Source organism: Streptomyces sp. NPDC029152 (assembly GCF_055564355.1).
In genome coordinates this window covers 1-17,031 of record NZ_JBVHWR010000001.1, presented here as the reverse complement: position 1 = coordinate 17,031, position 17,031 = coordinate 1, and the positions used below count along the sequence as shown (strand labels likewise).

General features: G+C 73.3%; 14 protein-coding genes and 1 rRNA gene. 7 read left to right on the top strand and 8 right to left on the bottom strand.

Annotation, left to right across the window (positions count from 1 at the left end; translation table 11 throughout):
- Positions 1–267 precede the first annotated feature (267 nt).
- Complete coding sequence (locus ACZ4V6_RS00075) at positions 268–837, top strand: GNAT family N-acetyltransferase (protein ID WP_467821472.1); 570 nt, start codon at positions 268–270, stop codon at positions 835–837.
- Positions 838–966: 129 nt separating this feature from the next.
- Positions 967–2,142, top strand: a complete 1,176-nt coding sequence (locus tag ACZ4V6_RS00070; RefSeq protein ID WP_467821471.1) for a winged helix-turn-helix domain-containing protein — start codon at positions 967–969, stop codon at positions 2,140–2,142.
- 36 nt (positions 2,143–2,178) lie between these two features.
- Here ACZ4V6_RS00070 and ACZ4V6_RS00065 read toward each other — a convergent pair whose 3' ends face one another.
- The 7 genes from ACZ4V6_RS00065 to mtnA all read right to left on the bottom strand — a co-directional run bounded on the left by ACZ4V6_RS00065 (position 2,179) and on the right by mtnA (position 11,111).
- A complete protein-coding gene (locus ACZ4V6_RS00065) occupies positions 2,179–2,925 on the bottom strand; it encodes a response regulator (RefSeq protein WP_385468202.1) in 747 nt (248 codons plus the stop codon).
- Positions 2,926–3,149: 224 nt separating this feature from the next.
- Positions 3,150–3,842, bottom strand: coding sequence for a ribosome hibernation-promoting factor, HPF/YfiA family (gene hpf, locus ACZ4V6_RS00060; RefSeq protein ID WP_467821470.1), 693 nt, complete (start codon positions 3,840–3,842; stop codon positions 3,150–3,152).
- A gap of 312 nt (positions 3,843–4,154) precedes the next feature.
- Positions 4,155–5,033, bottom strand: coding sequence for a ComF family protein (locus ACZ4V6_RS00055; RefSeq protein ID WP_467821469.1), 879 nt, complete (start codon positions 5,031–5,033; stop codon positions 4,155–4,157).
- 138 nt (positions 5,034–5,171) lie between these two features.
- Positions 5,172–7,019, bottom strand: coding sequence for an LpqB family beta-propeller domain-containing protein (locus ACZ4V6_RS00050; RefSeq protein ID WP_467821468.1), 1,848 nt, complete (start codon positions 7,017–7,019; stop codon positions 5,172–5,174).
- A complete protein-coding gene (mtrB, locus tag ACZ4V6_RS00045; protein ID WP_467821467.1) occupies positions 7,009–9,081 on the bottom strand; it encodes an MtrAB system histidine kinase MtrB in 2,073 nt (690 codons plus the stop codon). The genes ACZ4V6_RS00050 and mtrB overlap by 11 nt, the downstream gene beginning before the upstream one ends.
- 1 nt (position 9,082) lies before the next feature.
- A complete protein-coding gene (gene mtrA, locus ACZ4V6_RS00040; protein ID WP_003975799.1) occupies positions 9,083–9,772 on the bottom strand; it encodes a two-component system response regulator MtrA in 690 nt (229 codons plus the stop codon).
- Between the two features lie 196 nt (positions 9,773–9,968).
- The gene (gene mtnA / locus ACZ4V6_RS00035) at positions 9,969–11,111 is read right to left on the bottom strand and encodes an S-methyl-5-thioribose-1-phosphate isomerase (RefSeq protein ID WP_467821466.1); all 1,143 of its coding nucleotides are present in this window, start codon (positions 11,109–11,111) and stop codon (positions 9,969–9,971) included.
- A 139-nt stretch (positions 11,112–11,250) separates the two neighbouring features.
- On the opposite strand from mtnA, the gene ACZ4V6_RS00030 reads away from it, so the two are divergent.
- The 5 genes from ACZ4V6_RS00030 to ACZ4V6_RS00010 are packed head-to-tail and all read left to right on the top strand — an operon-like array spanning position 11,251 to position 16,840.
- A complete protein-coding gene (locus ACZ4V6_RS00030; protein ID WP_467821465.1) occupies positions 11,251–12,558 on the top strand; it encodes a DUF7847 domain-containing protein in 1,308 nt (435 codons plus the stop codon).
- 34 nt (positions 12,559–12,592) lie between these two features.
- A complete protein-coding gene (locus ACZ4V6_RS00025) occupies positions 12,593–13,336 on the top strand; it encodes a DUF4129 domain-containing protein (RefSeq protein ID WP_467821464.1) in 744 nt (247 codons plus the stop codon).
- Positions 13,333–14,541 (top strand): DUF4350 domain-containing protein, encoded by a 1,209-nt coding sequence (locus tag ACZ4V6_RS00020; RefSeq protein ID WP_467821463.1) that lies wholly within the window; start codon positions 13,333–13,335, stop codon positions 14,539–14,541. Before ACZ4V6_RS00025 ends, ACZ4V6_RS00020 begins: the two co-directional genes overlap by 4 nt.
- Positions 14,541–15,530 (top strand): AAA family ATPase, encoded by a 990-nt coding sequence (locus ACZ4V6_RS00015; protein ID WP_467821462.1) that lies wholly within the window; start codon positions 14,541–14,543, stop codon positions 15,528–15,530. The genes ACZ4V6_RS00020 and ACZ4V6_RS00015 overlap by 1 nt, the downstream gene beginning before the upstream one ends.
- Positions 15,530–16,840, top strand: a complete 1,311-nt coding sequence (locus tag ACZ4V6_RS00010) for a DUF58 domain-containing protein (protein ID WP_467821461.1) — start codon at positions 15,530–15,532, stop codon at positions 16,838–16,840. Before ACZ4V6_RS00015 ends, ACZ4V6_RS00010 begins: the two co-directional genes overlap by 1 nt.
- 96 nt (positions 16,841–16,936) lie before the next feature.
- Here the strand turns inward: ACZ4V6_RS00010 and rrf are convergent.
- Positions 16,937–17,031, bottom strand: a 5S ribosomal RNA gene (rrf, locus tag ACZ4V6_RS00005); the annotation flags it as partial.

Sequence of the window (17,031 nt, the reverse complement as noted above, 5' to 3'; positions counted from 1 at the left end):
CTCCTTGCCGGTCGGGCCTGGGACGGTCGGTTTCCATGTACTGACTGAGCAACGGCCATCGTATGCGAGGACCCCGCCGCCCCGGGAGGTCTGCCGCAGCGGGGACCGCGCGCTCCTCCATCCTGCTTCCGGTCGCCGTCACCGGGTTCAACGTGCGAGGCCTGCGGATGGTGCCGCACCCGCCGACCGGTTGCGCGAAAAGCGACCACTCGCTCACCCATGGCAAAAAGATGGCATCCGCCGCGGGTCGCCCCGCAGAATCGGCCGATGGAACCCCTGACGCTCACCACCGGCCGTCTCGTCCTGCGCACGGTCGGCCCCCGGGACACCGAGGCCGTGCACGCCGCCTGCCAGGATCCCGACATCCAGCGCTGGACGACGATCCCCTCGCCCTACCTCCCGGAACACGCGCGGAGCTTCACGGAGCAGGTGGTCCCCGACGGCTGGGCGAACGACTCGATGTTCACCTTCGGCCTCTTCCTGCCCTCCGGTGACCTGGCGGGCATGCTCGGCGTCACCATGCGCTCCCCGGGCGTCGGCGAGATCGGCTTCTGGGGCACCAAGGAGCACCGCGGGCACGGCTACATCACCGAGGCGGCCGCCGCCGTGGCCCGCTGGGCCTTCACCGAGCGGTCGATCGACCGTCTGGAGTGGCGTGCCGAGGTCGGCAACACGGCCTCCCGCGCGGTGGCCCAGCGCCTCGGCTTCACCATGGAGGGCACGCTGCGCTCCGCGATCGACAACAACGGCACCCGTCGCGACTGCTGGATAGCCTCCCTCCTCCCCTCGGACCTCTCCCTCCCCTCGACCGCCCCCTACCTGCCGGCCCACCGCTGACCGCCCCGCGGTGACCACGGCCCGCCGCACCACACCGCCGTGACTGCGGGCCGCCGCGGCTGCGGGCGGTCGCGGCTGCGGGCGGTCGCGCCTCCCCACTGTCAGACCCACCCCCTATCGTGCGAACGCATGACGACCCTCCCGCCCCCCGTCACGGAACTGTCCGCAGACGAGGCCCGCCGCCTCGCCCTCCGCGCACAGGGCCTCCTCGGCGCCCCCGACCGCCGCGCCGGCGTCCGCGGCGTACTCCGGCATCTGGGCGCGGTGCAGCTCGACACGATCTCCGTCCTCGCCCGCTCCCACGAGCTCATCCCGTACGCCCGCCTGGGCGCGGTGGGCCGCGGGACGGTCGAGAAGGCCTACTGGACGGACACGCACGCCTTCGAGTACTGGTCCCACGCCGCCTGCATCCTCCCCATCGAGGAGTGGCCCCACTTCGCCTTCCGCCGCCGCGCCTACCGCAACCGCCCGCACTGGAGCCACCACCTCCCCGACGGTGCCTACGACCAGGTCATCGAGCAGCTCCGCGCCGAGGGCCCCCTCACCGCGACGGATCTCGGCGGGGCGAAGAGGACCAGCGAGTGGTGGGACTGGTCGGGCACGAAGGTCGCCGTCGAGCGCGCGCTCATGTACGGCGAGGTGGTCTGCGTCGAACGCCGCGGCTGGAAGCGCGTGTACGACCTGGCCGAACGCGCGGTCCCGGACGCGCTGCTGCACGACGAGCTGGACGACGCCGAATGCCTGCGCCGGCTGGTCCGGCTGGCCGGCCGCTCCCTGGGCGTCGGCACGCGCGCGGACATCGCGGACTACCACCGTCTCAAGGGCGAGCAGGTCGACGCGGTGATCGCCGACTCGGGCCTGGTCCCGGTGACGGTGGAAGGCTGGGGCAAGCCGGCCTGGGCGGACCCGGCGGCCCTGGAGACGCCCCCGCGCGGCCGCCACCGCACGACGCTGCTGTCCCCGTTCGACTCGCTGGTCTGGGAACGCGCGCGCACGGAGCGGATCTTCGGCTTCACCCACCGCCTGGAGGCCTACGTGCCCAAGCAGAAGCGGGTGCACGGCTACTTCGCGATGCCGGTGCTGGCCGGCGGACGGCTGGTCGGCCGGGTGGACCCGGCACGCGAGGGCCGCACGCTGGTCGCCAGGCAGGTCACCCTGGACGGCCCCAAGGCGGCCCCGGCGGTGGCCCGGGCGCTGGTCGAGGCGGCGGGCTGGGTGGACTGCACGGACGTACGCGTGGAACGGGTCGACGCGCCGGACCTGCGCGAGCCGCTCACCAGGGAGCTGTCGCTCCTGCTCGCCTGATCCGCACCGCCGTGCCGGCGTGCCGCGACGCCGGTGTCAGCGGATCTCGAGGATCTTCTCCCGCATCGCGTACACCACGGCCTCCATCCGGGAATGCAGCTGCAGTTTCTCCAGGATGTTGCGCACGTGGTTCTTCACGGTGTTCTCGGAAATGAACAGCTCCTTGGCGATGTCCCGGTTGTTCATTCCCGTGGCGACGAGCTTGAGCACCTCGAGCTCGCGGTCCGTGAGGCGCGGTGCGGGCACGAGCCTGCGCTCGTCGGTCCGCTGGATCATCGACTTGAACTCGGTGAGGAGTTTCGACGCCATGGACGGGCTGATCTGCGACTGTCCGTCGGCCACCGCGCGGATGGCGGTCGCCACCTCGTCCGTCGAGATCTCCTTGAGGAGATATCCCGTCGCGCCCGCCTTGATCGCGTCGTAGAGGTCGGCTTCCTCGTCACTGATCGTCAGCATGATGATCTTGGCGCTGGGGGCCACCTCCTTGATGGAGGTACAGGCCTCGATCCCCCCGCGCCTGGGCATCCGCACGTCCATCAGGATGATGTCCGGCAGCAGGTCGGCGGCCTTCTCCACGGCCTCCGCGCCGTCCCCGGCCTCCCCGACGACCTGGATGTCCTCCTCGGCCGCGAGCACGATCTCCAGGCCGCGGCGGAACAGGGCGTGGTCGTCCACGACCAGGACCCTGATCGGCTCCTCGCGTGACGACCCCGCGTCCGGGCCCATGCCGGCGACGCCGTCGTCGGCGCCCCCGCCCCGCATCGGTCCGAAACTGTCCGCCATCGTTCCTCCCCCTGAAGGCTGTGGCCTGTGGTCCTGCGCCATCGCCAACCCAAGGCAACGACCCACCGGTTGGGTGGTTGCCGCCATGATTCCATGCCGCGTCGGCACGGAGGTGACAGAGCGGACGGCGCAGGGGTCGCACACCTCGCGCACCGTCGCACGCCGGTGCCCCTGGGGGCGCACGCGCGCTCCAGGGGCACCGGTCCGACTCTCACCCGACGTGATCAACCACCGAGCGCATCGCCCGCCTCGGGAGCGTGCGCCTGGGTGACCATCGTGTCCGTCGTGAGGTGGATCACGCCGTAGTCGTAGGCGTGCCGCCGGTAGACGACGCTGGGTTCCTTGGTCTCGGAGTCGACGAACAGATAGAAGTCGTGCCCGACCAGTTCCATCTCGTAGAGCGCCTGGTCGAGGGTCATCGGCGCGGCCACGTGGGTCTTCTCGCGGACGACGAGCGGGCCGTCGCCCTGGACCTCGAGCGAGCCGATCTTCCTGGTGGGGACACCGTCCTGCGTCTCCTCCGGGACGATGTCACCGTTCCCGTTGAGTGTCGCGGCACCGGGGACGTGGTCGGCGACCTCGGCGGCCGGGATCCTGCGCGCTCCGCGCCGCGAGAAGCGCTTGTCGTGCTGCTTGCGCAGCCGGGCGTCGAGCTTCTCCGCCGCCAGGTCGAGCGCCGCGTACGGATCGCTCGCCGCTGCTTCCGCCCGGATCACCGGACCGCGGGAGCGGAGCGTGATCTCCACTCGGTCACAGCGGTCGGCCTGTCGGGGGTTGGGCTCCTTGGACACCTCGACGTCGAGGCTGATCACCTTGCCGTCGAGCTTCTGGATCTTCTCCAGCTTCAGCTTCTCGGCCACGTGCTTCCGGAACCGCTCGGGCACCTCGGTCTTGCGGCCCTTGACGACGATGTCCACGCAGAACTCCGTTCCCGGATCGCTCCGCTTCGGCGGCGGAGCATCTCCCTTTTGCACCAGGTTCCAGTTGTCCCGGAACCTCGGACTCGGTGACTTCCACCTCCTCCCCCGCGGGCGAGGTATCCACTCCACCGGTGCGGGTGATGACGGCTGAACCCGCAGCACGGCATTCGGATCGGAGAGGTGTGGCCTGCGGCTTTACCTCACAACCGAACATATCTCGCCCGGACGGATGTCGTCACCCTCTACCGCGACCTACCTCCGTTCCGGTGAATTGGCTCTCTCATTACCTGCAACGAAGCAAGTATTCGATCAGTTCCGGTTTATTTCGAAAGCGGCTGGCGAAGCCGCGACCACGGCCGCGCAGATCACTTCCCGGATCACGTCATCGCCTCCGCCCGGACCCTCCATTCGGGGCCCGCTCCTCCGTTCCTCTCTGCCTTCCCATGCCGCCGACGAATACACAGCCGTTCTCGCCGTCCTGTACGTGTCCGCCCCCGTCCCCCGCTCATCCAGAACCCCACCCGCCTCCCGCACGGCACGCGCAGCCTCCGCCAGGGACGCCCCCGTGGTCATCAGGTCGTCGACGAGGACGACCGGCCCGCGGCCGCCCAGCAGCCGGGCCCCGCCGGGGACCACCGCCAGCGCGCCGGCGAGGTTGTCCCGCCGCTGCCGGGCGCCCAGCCCCGACTGGTCCGCCACGCCGTGCCGCTGCCGCAGCACGGCGCACACCCGGGCGGACGTCCCGGTCCGCCGCAGTTCGCCCGCAGCCGCGAGGGCGATCCGGCGCGCCGGGTCGTGACCACGCGCCCGCACCGCCCGGCGCGCGGACGGCACGGGCACGAGCAGCACCGGCTCCCGCACACCCGCGAAGAGCGCCCCACCGCCCGCGCACGCCTCCCGGAGCCCGGCCCGCACCGCTCCGGCCAGAGCCGTGCCGAGCGGCCCGGCGAGGGCCAGCGCACCACGTTCCTTGTGGGCCAGCAGCACGGCCCGCGCCTCGTCCGCGTACCGCGCCGCCGCGTGCACCACCGGCAGCCCGGGCGGCTCCGGGTCGGGACGGACCCGGCACGGCGCTCCCCCGCCCAGCGCCGTACGGCACCGCGGGCACAGCACCGTGCGGGCCCTGCCGCAGCCTCCGCACTCGGCCGGCAGCACCAGGTCGCCGAGGTCCTGCCACCACCCGCGCATGGCCACCACCGTGCCGACGCCCGCACCGTTCGGCCAGGCCTGTGGAGAACTCCCGGGCGCTCCCTGGGGACAACTCCGCCCCGGGAGCGACCAGCGTCACCCGCCCGGGTGAACACGCGCCGGCACCGGACCGCCGCCTCAGCCCGGATAGACCGGCGCCGTCCCTTCCGTCACCTTCTGCCACTGCATGCCGGACGGCAGCCGGACGATCAGGTCCTCCGAGTACGCCACCAGCGGCAGCCGCTCGTCCTCGGTCGCGGCGATCTCCTTCACCCCGGTCAGCGCCGCCGGCACCGACGCCTCCGGCGTGGAGCCGTCGACCTGGACGTACCCGATCTGCTGGACGCCCCCGCGCTCGCGCCCGACCACCACGAGCCGGCTGTCACCGGCCCAGGACATGGCCGTGACCTCCTCCAGCTCGGGCGTGGCGGAGCGCAGTCCGACGACGGTGACCGTGGACCGCTCGCCGGCCCGTCCGTCGTGTTCGACCCGCCCGATGAGCAGCGACCGTTCGCCGTCCTTCTCCACGACGAGCGCGATCCGCACCCCGTCGGCCGCCACCCGCACGGCCTGCACACGCCCGTCCAGCCCGGGGATCCGCACCTGCACCGGCTCGCCCGCGCCCTCCTCGAACAGCAGCAGCCGGGGATTCTCCGGGTCCCGGTCGGCGACCCACAGGTCGCCCCGGGCGTCCCAGCTGGGCGGCGTCAGCCGGTCCGCCTCCGTCTTGCCCGCGCTGACCAGCAGGGGGTCCCCGAGCGAGCTGTCCGGCGTCAGCGGGGCGACGTACAGCGTCTTGTTGTCGAAGCCGATGCCGGCCGCGCTGTGCTCGTCCCGCGAGACCGCCACCGACCGCAGGGCCTTCGTGCCCTCCCCCAGCGCCCCGGGCACGGCTTCGGGGTGGGACGCGGTGCTGCCCGCGGCGATCCGCACCAGGCGGTGCTTGGTGTCCACGAAGTAGAGGTAGTCCGGCTGCTGGGCCGAACCGCGCGTCGCGACCGACTCGGCCCGGTCCTCTCCGAGCGAGCACAGCCGCTTGTCCCCCGAGGTCAGCTCCACCTCGTCCACGGCGGGGGTGAGGCCCTGGAGGGTGAACAGGAGCTGCGCCGCCATCTCGTCGCACGTGTCCGCACCGACCCCGGCGGCCTTGGCGTTCAGCGGCACCTCCAGCGTGTTGCGGTCGTCGGGTGTCAGCGAGTCGACGTTGTCCGCCAACGCCGTGCCGGCCGGGAAGCTCGACCTGACCACGGGTCCCAGCAGGCTCGTCGGCCCGCCGATCAACGAGCGCACGGCCTGGGTCAGCGGGTCCACGAGGCGGCGCACGTAGACGGGATCGGCGACGGCCGCCGGCCGCCCACCCGTACCGGCCCCGGCCTGCGGGACGGTGTTCGAGGCGAAGTAGTACTTGTTGACGGACATGTAGGTGCGCTGGAAGTCGGACTTGCCCATGACGACGCCCTGCGGCAGGCGGTCGATGCGCCACTGCCGGCTCTTCGGGTCGCGGGACAGGTGCACCGGCTCGCGGTACTGGCCGGCGGCCGGCGAGTACGACTGCTGCGCGTCCACCGTGGCGACCCTGGTGCCGGTCAGCGTGACCGAGTACGAGAACTCGTCGGCGTCCGCACGGCTCGCCGAGTGGTCGGCCTCGGTGCCGGCCCCGCCCGCGAGCACCGTCGTGGACCGCTCCGGCCGCCAGGTCTTCGCCGCGTCACCCGTCAGGTACTTGCGGGCCGTCTCGTAGTGCGGGTCGTTGCTGGTCAACGCCTCCAGGAAGCCCTGCACGATCTCCGACGGCGACGCGTCCTCCGCCGGCGGCATCGCGAACACCCGCACCTGCGGGTCCTGCCGGGGCGTGGACTCCACGCCCCGCAGATCCCCGTTGTCCGGCATGGAGGCACACCCTCCCAGCAGTACGACGCCGCAGACCGCGTACGTCACCGCCCGCGTCGGCGTCCGCCGGCCGCTCCCCTCGCGGTCAGCGCCCACGAGATGCCTCCCCTCGCCTGCTCGGCTCCTCCGGCCCGGCGTCCGGGCGGCCCGCCGCCTCCGGCCCGGGTGCGCCGTCCTGTTCACGGGCGCCCGGGACGGGCCGCGGCACCACACGCGCTCCGTTGCCGGGCAGCGCCGTCGGATCGGCGGTGGCGGTGGCGGACGACCGCGGTGGTATCGGACCCCGGGCTGACGCCGAGGACTCCTGGCCCAGCGCGGCCTGCGCCGGGACGGTGGCCGCCTTGTCCGCACCGTGCGCCTGGCCCGCTTCACGGGGACCGGCGTCGTTCAGCCCGCGTCTGCGCCGTGAGTCCGCCGGCTCCAGCGGTATCGGCGAGCCCCGCAACGGCTCGTCCGCCGTCCTGGGCAGCGTCAGCCGGAACTGCGAACCACCGCCCGGCTCGCCCCAGGCCTGCAGCCAGCCGCCGTGCAGCCGCGCGTCCTCCAGCGCGATCGACAGGCCCAGCCCCGTACCACCGGTGGTACGCGCGCGCGCCGGGTCGGCCCGCCAGAAACGGCTGAAGACCCGGGTGGCCTCGCCGGGCTTGAGCCCGACACCGTAGTCGCGCACCGCGACGGCGACCGCACCGCCGGCCGCGGCGAGCCGTACGACGACGTCCCGGCCCTCGCCGTGCTCGACGGCGTTGACGACGAGATTGCGCAGCACCCGCTCCACACGCCGGGCGTCCGCCTCCGCGACCACGGGCTGCTGGTCGCCGACGACGCGTATCCGCGTGCCCTTGCGCTCGGCGAGCGGCTCGGCCCCGCTCACGACCCGCCGCACGACCTCCCGCAGGTCGATCGGCTCCGCCTCCAGCGCCGCGGCGCCCGCGTCGAAGCGGCTGATCTCCAGCAGGTCCGCCAGCAGCGTCTCGAACCGGTCCAGCTGGTCCGCGAGCAGCTCCGCCGACCGCGCGGTCACCGGATCGAAGTCCACGCGCGCGTCGTGGATGACGTCGGCCGCCATCCGCACGGTCGTCAGCGGCGTCCGCAGCTCGTGCGACACGTCGGAGACGAACCGCCGCTGCATCCGCGACAGGTCCTCGAGCTGGCTGATCTTCAACTGGAGGTTCTGCGCCATCTTGTTGAAGGCCTCGCCGAGCCGCGCGATGTCGTCCTCACCGGTGACCTTCATCCGTTCCTGCAGCCGCCCGGCGGACAGCCGCTCGGCGATGCTCGCCGCCATCCGCACGGGCGTGACGACCTGACGCACCACCAGCCAGGCGATGGCTCCCAGGAGGACGACGACGAACAGCCCGGCCGTCGCCAGCGTGCCCTTGACCAGGCTGAGCGACTTCTCCTCCTGCGTCAGCGGGAAGAGGTAGTACAGCTGGTACGGCTCACCGTTCGGGTCGTTGACCTGCTTGCCGATGACCAGGCCCGGCTGGGACGGCTCGTCGGAGTCGTAGACGATCCGCGTGTAGCTCTGGGCCGCCGCCGGGTCGCCGTCGATCCGCTCCCGCAGTTCCTCGGGCACACTGGCCGACCAGTTGACCAGGCCGGAGGCGCGCGGGCCGCGCCCGCTGCCGCTGTCCCCGCCCATGGGGAGCGTGACCACGTCGAAGGCGCCCTGACCACCGCTGGACAGCGACTTCACGAGGTCGCTCATCCACTGGATGACGTTCTGCGGCGGGCGGCCGTCCCCGGGGGCGCCTTCGTCACCGGTCGTGCTCGCCGCCTCCTCGGCCTTCTGCCTGGCCACCGCGAACCCGCCGGTGGCCTGGCTCTGCGACGCCTTCACCTTGGCGTCCAGCAGACCGTTGCGGACCTGCCCGATCACGACGAAGCCCAGCAGCAGCACCACACCGAGCGACATCAGCAGCGTGGTGGCGACGACCTTGAGCTGGATGTTGCGCCGCCACAGCCGCATCACCGGCAGCAGCGGACGCCGTACCCAGCGCACGAACAGGCGGAGCACCGGACTGCCCTGGACCCCGCCGTGCAGCAGCCCGCCCTCGAGCAGACGCGCCCAGCGCGAGCGCCCGGACCCGTGGCCGACAGGCCGCCCGGCGCGGTCCCCGGACCGGCCGGGCGCCGAAGCGGCACTGTCCTGGCTCACGTCAGCTCGGTCCGGCCTTGTAACCGACACCACGGACGGTCACCACGATCTCCGGCTTCTCCGGGTCCTTCTCGACCTTGGAACGCAGCCGCTGCACGTGCACGTTGACCAGCCGGGTGTCGGCCGCGTGCCGGTAGCCCCAGACCTGCTCGAGGAGCACCTCACGGGTGAACACCTGCCACGGCTTGCGGGCCAGCGCGACCAGCAGGTCGAACTCCAGCGGCGTCAGCGCGATCGACTGCCCGTCCCGCTTCACGGAGTGCCCCGCCACGTCGATCACCAGGTCGCCTATGGCGAGCTGCTCCGGAGCCGGCTCCTCCGACCTCCGCAGCCGCGCCCGGATCCGGGCCACCAGCTCCTTCGGCTTGAACGGCTTCACGATGTAGTCGTCGGCGCCCGACTCCAGCCCCACCACCACATCGACGGTGTCGCTCTTGGCCGTCAGCATCACGATCGGCACACCCGACTCCGCCCTGATCAGGCGGCAGACCTCGATGCCGTCCCGACCGGGCAGCATCAGGTCGAGCAGCACCAGGTCGGGCTTGGTCTCACGGAAGGCGGCCAGCGCCTTGTCGCCGTCGGCTACGAAAGACGGCTCAAAACCCTCACCACGCAGCACGATGCCGAGCATCTCGGCCAGTGCGGTGTCGTCGTCGACGACAAGGACTCGTCCCTTCATAAACGACATCATCCCATTCTCGTAACAGCGACAGAGGTGCTGGTGAGCGAGGTCACTGGCCTGTGACGATAGTCGTACGGAGCCGTCACTGTCTGCCCCGCTCCACCGCTGCCGCCCCGGGACGGGCCCGTCTCACAGCGCGTCCGCGGCGCACTACGCACCGCAGGCACCGCTCGCCCGCCCCCCACGGGCGCTCCGGGGAGCCCCCTCAGCCGGTGGCCGGCCCCCGCGACCCGGCGCACAGCACCGCGAGAGCCTCCCGCGTCACCGGTGAGACCACGCCCCGCTCGGTGACGACCGCCGTCACCAGCTCGGGCGGCGTCACGTCGAACGCCGGGTTGTACGCCTGCGTCCCCAGGGGGGCCACCGGGATCCCGCCCCCCGGTCCCGCCACCGGGGCCTGGGGAACCGTGGCCTCGGTCACCTCGTGGCCGGGGCGCTGCTCGACCTCGATGGACGCCCCGTCCCGCGTCTCCGCGTCCACCGTCGTCACCGGCGCCACCACGATGAACGGCACGTGGTGGTACCGCGCCAGCACCGCGAGCGGATAGCTGCCCACCTTGTTCGCCACCGAGCCGTCGGCCGCGATCCGGTCCGCCCCGATCAGCACCGCGTCCACCTCACCCGCCGCGAACAGCGAACCGGCCGCGCTGTCGGTGAGCAAGGTGTACGGAATGCCGTTGCGCGCCGCCTCATAGGCCGTCAGACGGGCGCCCTGCAGCAGCGGACGCGTCTCGTCCACCCACAGGCGCCTCAGCCGCCCCGCCCGGTGCGCGGCGAGCGCCACCGCGAACGCCGTCCCCTCACCGCCCGACACCAGCGACCCGGTGTTGCAGTGCGTGAGAACGCGGTGCCCGCCGGCGGGCAGCAGCTCGTCCAGCAGCGCCAGCCCGTGCTCCGTCATCCGGGCACTGGCCTCGGCGTCCTCCGCGTGAAGCGCCCGTGCCGCGGCCAGCGCCGCCGTGGCGGCCTGCCCGGTGTCGCCGGTCCTGGCGAGCGCCTCTTGGTGGGCGGACTTCGCCCGGCGCACGCCCACCGCGAGGTTCACCGCGGTGGGGCGTGCCGCCGCCAGCGCGGCAGCGGCCTCCTCCACCTCGAAACCCCGGACGGCGGCGAGCGCGACCCCGTAGGCGCCCGCGATGCCCAGCAACGGTGCCCCGCGCACGGCGAGCGAGCGGATCGCCTCCACCAGCGCGGTCGGGTCCGTGCAGACCAGCTCGACCTCCTCGGCCGGCAGCCTCGTCTGGTCCAGCAGGACCAGCACCGGGCCCTCGGGGGGTTCCTCCCAGCGGAGGGCAGGTATCCCGGTCGGCCGCTTGTCCTCGCCGCTTTGCGCGTACAGATCAGCCATGCGGTCAGTCTGCCCCCATTCCGGCGGACCATTGAAGGGGCGCTGCCCCACCTCGCCCGGTCCACAGCCGACCGCCCCATGGCACGATGGCTGCCAACCCGCCGCCACGACCGCGGAAGGGCACCGTGAAGGAGCGACGATGAACGACACTCCGGGCTGGACCTCGCCCGGATCCGCCCCGTCCGACGGGCAGGAGCCCGGCGCGCCCGGTCCCGCCGACCGCCCGGGAACCGACGAGCCCGCGGACCGGCCGAGCACGGAACCGACGGGCCCCGGCACGAAGTGGTCCAAGGAGCAGCCGCCACCCGGCCGGTGGTCCGCACCCACCGGCCCCGGCCAGACCCCGCCTCCCCCACCGCCCCGCTCCGGCTGGGGCGCCCCGCCCCCGGGCGGGCACGGCGGCCAGGGCGGTGGCCACGGCGGCCCCGGCTACGGCTGGGGAGCGGGCTGGGGCGGCCCCCCGCCCGCGGCCAAGCCCGGCGTGATCCCGCTCCGCCCGCTCGGCGTCGGCGAGATCCTCGACGGCGCGGTCTCCACCATGCGCACCCACTGGCGCACGGTCCTGGGCATCTCGCTGACCGTCGCGGTCTTCACGGAGATCATCGTCGTGCTCCTCCAGGGTCTCGTCCTGGACGACACGGGCTCCGAGGTCCTCGAAGACCCCGACGCCACCCTGAGCGAACTCGCCGACGCGCTCACCGCCACCACGGTCAACTCGGGCGTCATCTTCCTGATCTCCCTGATCGGCACCGTCGTCGCCACGGCCCTGCTCACCACCGTCACCAGCCGCGCCGTCCTCGGCAGGCCGGTGACCACCCGCGAATCCTGGCGGGACGCCCGCCCACAGGTGGTCAAGCTGTTCGGCCTGATCATCCTGCTGCTGCTGATGGTCGCCGGCCTCCTCCTGACCGGCATGCTGCCCGGTCTCCTCGTCACCGCCACGGCGGGCGGCGAGGCGGGCGTGGCCCTGACCGTCCTGGGCTTCATGGCGGGCGGCCTCGTCGCCGTCTGGCTCATGGTCCGCTTCTCCCTGGCCTCCCCCGCGCTGATGCTGGAGAAGCAGGGCATCAAGAAGGCGATGGGCCGCTCGACCAAGCTGGTGCGCGGCTCCTGGTGGCGGATCTTCGGCATCCAGCTGCTCGCGACGGTCATCGCGAACGTCGTCGCGTCGATCATCGTCATCCCCTTCACCTTCCTCGCCGCCGCCCTCAGCGGCGACGGGGTCAGCGGGTTCCTCGAGGGCGGCGGCGACCTCGGCTGGACCTTCCTCGTCGTCAGCGGCATCGGCTCGGTGATCGGCTCCATGATCACCTTCCCGATCACGGCGGGCGTCACCGTGCTCCTCTACATCGACCAGCGCATCCGCCGCGAGGCCCTCGACCTCGAACTGGCCCGCGCCGCCGGCACCCAGGGCCCCGGCGGCCCCGGCGCCGTCCCGGGGAGCTGATGCGGTGAGACCGGCGGGGGGAGTTCTCACAGAGGTGCTGCCACGCGCCGCCGTACGGACGTTGCTGCGCGCCGGCGACACCCCCGTGCTGTCCCTGGCACGCTCCGGCGACGAACCGCCGGTGACGACTCCACGCGACCCCGCCCGGGAGGCGGCGCGCCGCGAGCTGTCCAAGCGCATGTACCACGAGAACGACCCCGGCTGGTTCCAGCGGGCCCTGAACACCCTCTGGGACTGGATCGACGAGCTGTTCGGCAGGGCCTCCACCGCGACGCCCGGAGGAACGCTCGGCCTGATCACCGTCATCGTGGCCGTCCTGGCGGTGCTCGGCGCCCTCTGGTGGCGCCTGGGCACCCCGCGCCGCACACCCGCCTCCGCCCCCGCCCTGTTCGACGACCGCCCCCGCAGCGCCGCCGACCACCGCGCCGCCGCCGAGGCGCACGCCGCCCAGGGCCACTGGAACCAGGCCGTCCAGGAACGCATGCGGGCCGTCGTCCGCGCCCTGGAGGAACGCGCCCTCCTCGACGTCCGCCCCGGCCGCACCGCCGACGAGGCGGCCATCGAAGCGGGCCGCACCCTGCCCGCCCACGGCGACCGGCTGCGCACCGCGGCCCGGGACTTCGACGACGTCGCATACGGCGGCCGGCCCGGCACCGAACGGTCGTACCGGCGCCTGGCCGACCTCGACCGCGACCTGGAACACAGCACACCGCACCTGGCCGGCAGCGCCCCCGACAACGCGGACGGCTCGAACACCCGCCCGGGAGCCGCCGGATGACCACCGAGGCCACGCTCCCCACCACCTCGGCCCCGCCCACCGCCCGCCGGCTGTGGACCCGCGCGCGCGGCGTCACGCTCGCGCTCGTGCTGCTCCTCGCCGGCGCCGTCGCGATCGCCGTCGTCCGCTCCGACGCCCGGCACGGCGAACTCGACCCGCGCTCCGCCGACCCCTACGGCAGCCGGGCCGTCGCCGAACTCCTCGCCGACCGGGGCGTGAGCACCCGGGTGGTCACCACCCTGGACGACGCCCGCGCCGCGGCCGGGCCGGACACCACCCTGCTGGTGGCCGTTCCCGACCTGCTGACCGAACACCAGCAGACCGAGCTGCGTTCCGCGACCGCCGGCTCCGGCGGACGTACGGTCCTCGTCGCCCCCGGCGGCTCCTCCGTCGAACGGCTCGCCCCCGGCGTCACCGCCGACCCCGTACTCAGCTTCGGCTCGACGCTGTCCCCCGGCTGCGACCTGCCCGCCGCCCGCCGCGCGGGCACCGCCGACACGGGCGGCATCCGCTACACCAGCACCCACCTGCGGGCGGACGTCTGCTACCCCAGCCAGCGCCTGGCCACCCTGCTCCGCATCCCCGAGACACCGGCAGCGTCCGGCGAAGCGACCCCGGGCGACACGATCGTCCTCGGCGCAGACGACATCCTCCGCAACAACCGCCTCGACGAGCACGGCAACGCCTCGCTCGCCCTCCAGCTCCTCGGCTCCCGCCCCCACCTGGTCTGGTACCTCCCCTCGCTCTCCGACGCCCCCGCCCCGGACGACGAACGCGGCTTCTTCGACCTGCTCCCCTCCGGCTGGCTCTGGGGCACCCTGCAACTCCTCATCGCCGCCGCCCTCGCCGCCCTGTGGCGGGCACGCCGACTCGGCCCCCTGGTGCCCGAACAGCTCCCCGTGGCGATCCGCGCCTCCGAGACCACCGAAGGCCGTGCCCGCCTCTACCGCAAGGCCAACGCCCGCGACCGCGCCGCCACCGCTCTTCGCTCCGCCACCCGCACCCGCCTCGCCCCCCTCGTAGGCGTCCCCGTCGCCCAGGCGCACGCGCCCGAGGCCCTGCTCCCCGCGCTGTCCGCCCACCTCCACGGCGACGGACAGTCCCTGCACACCCTCCTCCACGGCCCGCCGCCCGGCGACGACGCGGCGCTCATAGCCCTAGCCGACCAACTCGACGCCCTCGAAAGAGAGGTACGCCGTCCATGATGGACCCGACCACTGACAACGCCGGGCGGACCGGGGAGCCGGGCGACGCCCGCGCCGCCCTCGAGGCCCTGCGCGCCGAGATCGCCAAGGCCGTGGTCGGCCAGGACGCCGCCGTGACCGGCCTCGTCGTCGCGCTCCTGTGCCGCGGCCACGTCCTCCTCGAAGGCGTCCCCGGCGTCGCCAAGACCCTCCTGGTCCGCGCCCTGGCCGCCTCGCTCCAGCTCGACACCAAGCGCGTCCAGTTCACCCCCGACCTGATGCCCAGCGACGTCACCGGCTCCCTGGTCTACGACGCCCGCACCGCCGAGTTCTCCTTCCAGCCCGGCCCGGCCTTCACCAACCTGCTCCTCGCCGACGAGATCAACCGCACGCCCCCGAAGACCCAGTCGTCCCTCCTCGAAGCCATGGAAGAACGCCAGGTCACCGTCGACGGCACCCCCCGCCCGCTCCCCGAGCCGTTCCTGGTCGCCGCGACCCAGAACCCGGTCGAGTACGAGGGCACCTACCCCCTGCCGGAAGCGCAGCTGGACCGCTTCCTCCTCAAGCTGACCGTCCCGCTCCCCTCCCGCCAGGACGAGATCGACGTCCTCACCCGCCACGCCGCGGGCTTCGACCCGCGCGACCTGCGCGCCGCCGGCGTACGCCCCGTAGCGGACGCCGCCGACCTGGAAGCGGCCCGCGCCGAGGTCGCCAGGACGACGGTCCACCCGGAGATCACGGCCTACGTCGTCGACCTCTGCCGCGCCACCCGCGAGTCGCCGTCCCTCACCCTCGGCGTCTCCCCGCGCGGAGCCACGGCACTGCTGTCGACCTCCCGGGCATGGGCCTGGCTGACGGGCCGCGACTACGTCACCCCCGACGACGTGAAGGCCCTCGCGCTCCCCACCCTCCGCCACCGCGTCCAGCTCCGCCCGGAGGCCGAGATGGAGGGCGTGACCGCCGACTCCGTCATCAACGCGATCCTCGCCCACGTCCCCGTCCCCCGCTGATGGCACTCACCGGACGCGTCGCGCTCCTCGCGGCCCTCGGCTCCGTCCCCGTCGGCATCTGGGACCCCGGCTGGACGGGCATCCTCGCGGTCAACGCCCCGCTGGCGCTGGCCTGCGCCTGCGACTACGCCCTGGCCGCCCCGGTACGACACCTGCGCCTGACCCGCTCCGGCGACACCTCCGTACGCCTGGGCGAGAGCGCCGACGTCACCCTGACCGTCTCCAACCCCTCCCACCGCCCGCTCCGCGCCCACCTCCGCGACGCCTGGCCACCCAGCAGCTGGCAACCCGGCACGGAGACGGCGGCCTCCCGCCACCGCCTGACGATTCCCCCCGGCGAACGCCGTCGCGTGACCACGCGCCTACGGCCCACCCGCCGCGGCGACCGCCGGACGGACCGCGTCACGATCCGCTCGTACGGCCCCCTGGGCCTCTTCTCCCGCCAGGGCGCCCACCGGATCCCCTGGACGGTACGCGTCCTGCCCCCGTTCACCAGCCGCAAGCACCTCCCGTCCAAGCTGTCGCGCCTGCGCGAGCTCGACGGCCGGACCAGCGTGCTCACCCGCGGCGAGGGCACGGAGTTCGACAGCCTCCGCGAGTACGTCCCCGGCGACGACACCCGTTCCATCGACTGGCGCGCCACAGCCCGCCAGTCGACTGTCGCCGTCCGCACCTGGCGCCCCGAACGCGACCGGCACATCCTGCTCGTCCTCGACACGGGCCGCACGTCCGCCGGCCGCGTGGGCGACGCCCCCCGCCTCGACGCCTCCATGGACGCCGCGCTGCTCCTGGCCGCCCTGGCCTCCCGCGCCGGCGACCGCGTCGACCTCCTCGCCTACGACCGCCGGGTACGCGCCCTGGTCCAGGGCAGGACGGCGGGCGACGTGCTGCCTTCCCTGGTCAACGCGATGGCGACCCTGGAGCCGGAACTGCTGGAGACCGACGCGCGTGGCCTCACCGCGACCGCGCTCCGCTCGGCCCCTCGACGCTCCCTGATCGTGCTGTTGACGACGCTCGACGCGGCACCGATCGAAGAAGGACTGCTCCCCGTCCTGCCGCAACTGACTCAGCGCCACACGGTCCTCCTGGCGTCGGTGGCGGATCCGCACATCTCCCGGATGGCCAAGGCCCGCGGCGACACCGAGGCCGTGTACGAGGCTGCCGCCGCCGCACAGGCCCAGGCGGAGCGCCGTCGCACCTCGGACCAGCTCCGCCGGCACGGCGTGACGGTCGTCGACGCGACGCCGGACGAACTGGCACCCGCCCTGGCCGACGCCTATCTGGAGCTGAAGGCCGCGGGCCGCCTGTGACCGAAGCGGGGCCTTTCGGCCCCGCTTGCACGCCTGAAAAGGGCCCGTAAACGCAGAGAACCCCGCACCGTGAGGTGCGGGGTTCTCCCAATGATTGTTCGGCGGCGTCCTACTCTCCCACAGGGTCCCCCCTGCAGTACCATCGGCGCTGTAAGGCTTAGCTTCCGGGTTCGGAATGTAACCGGGCGTTT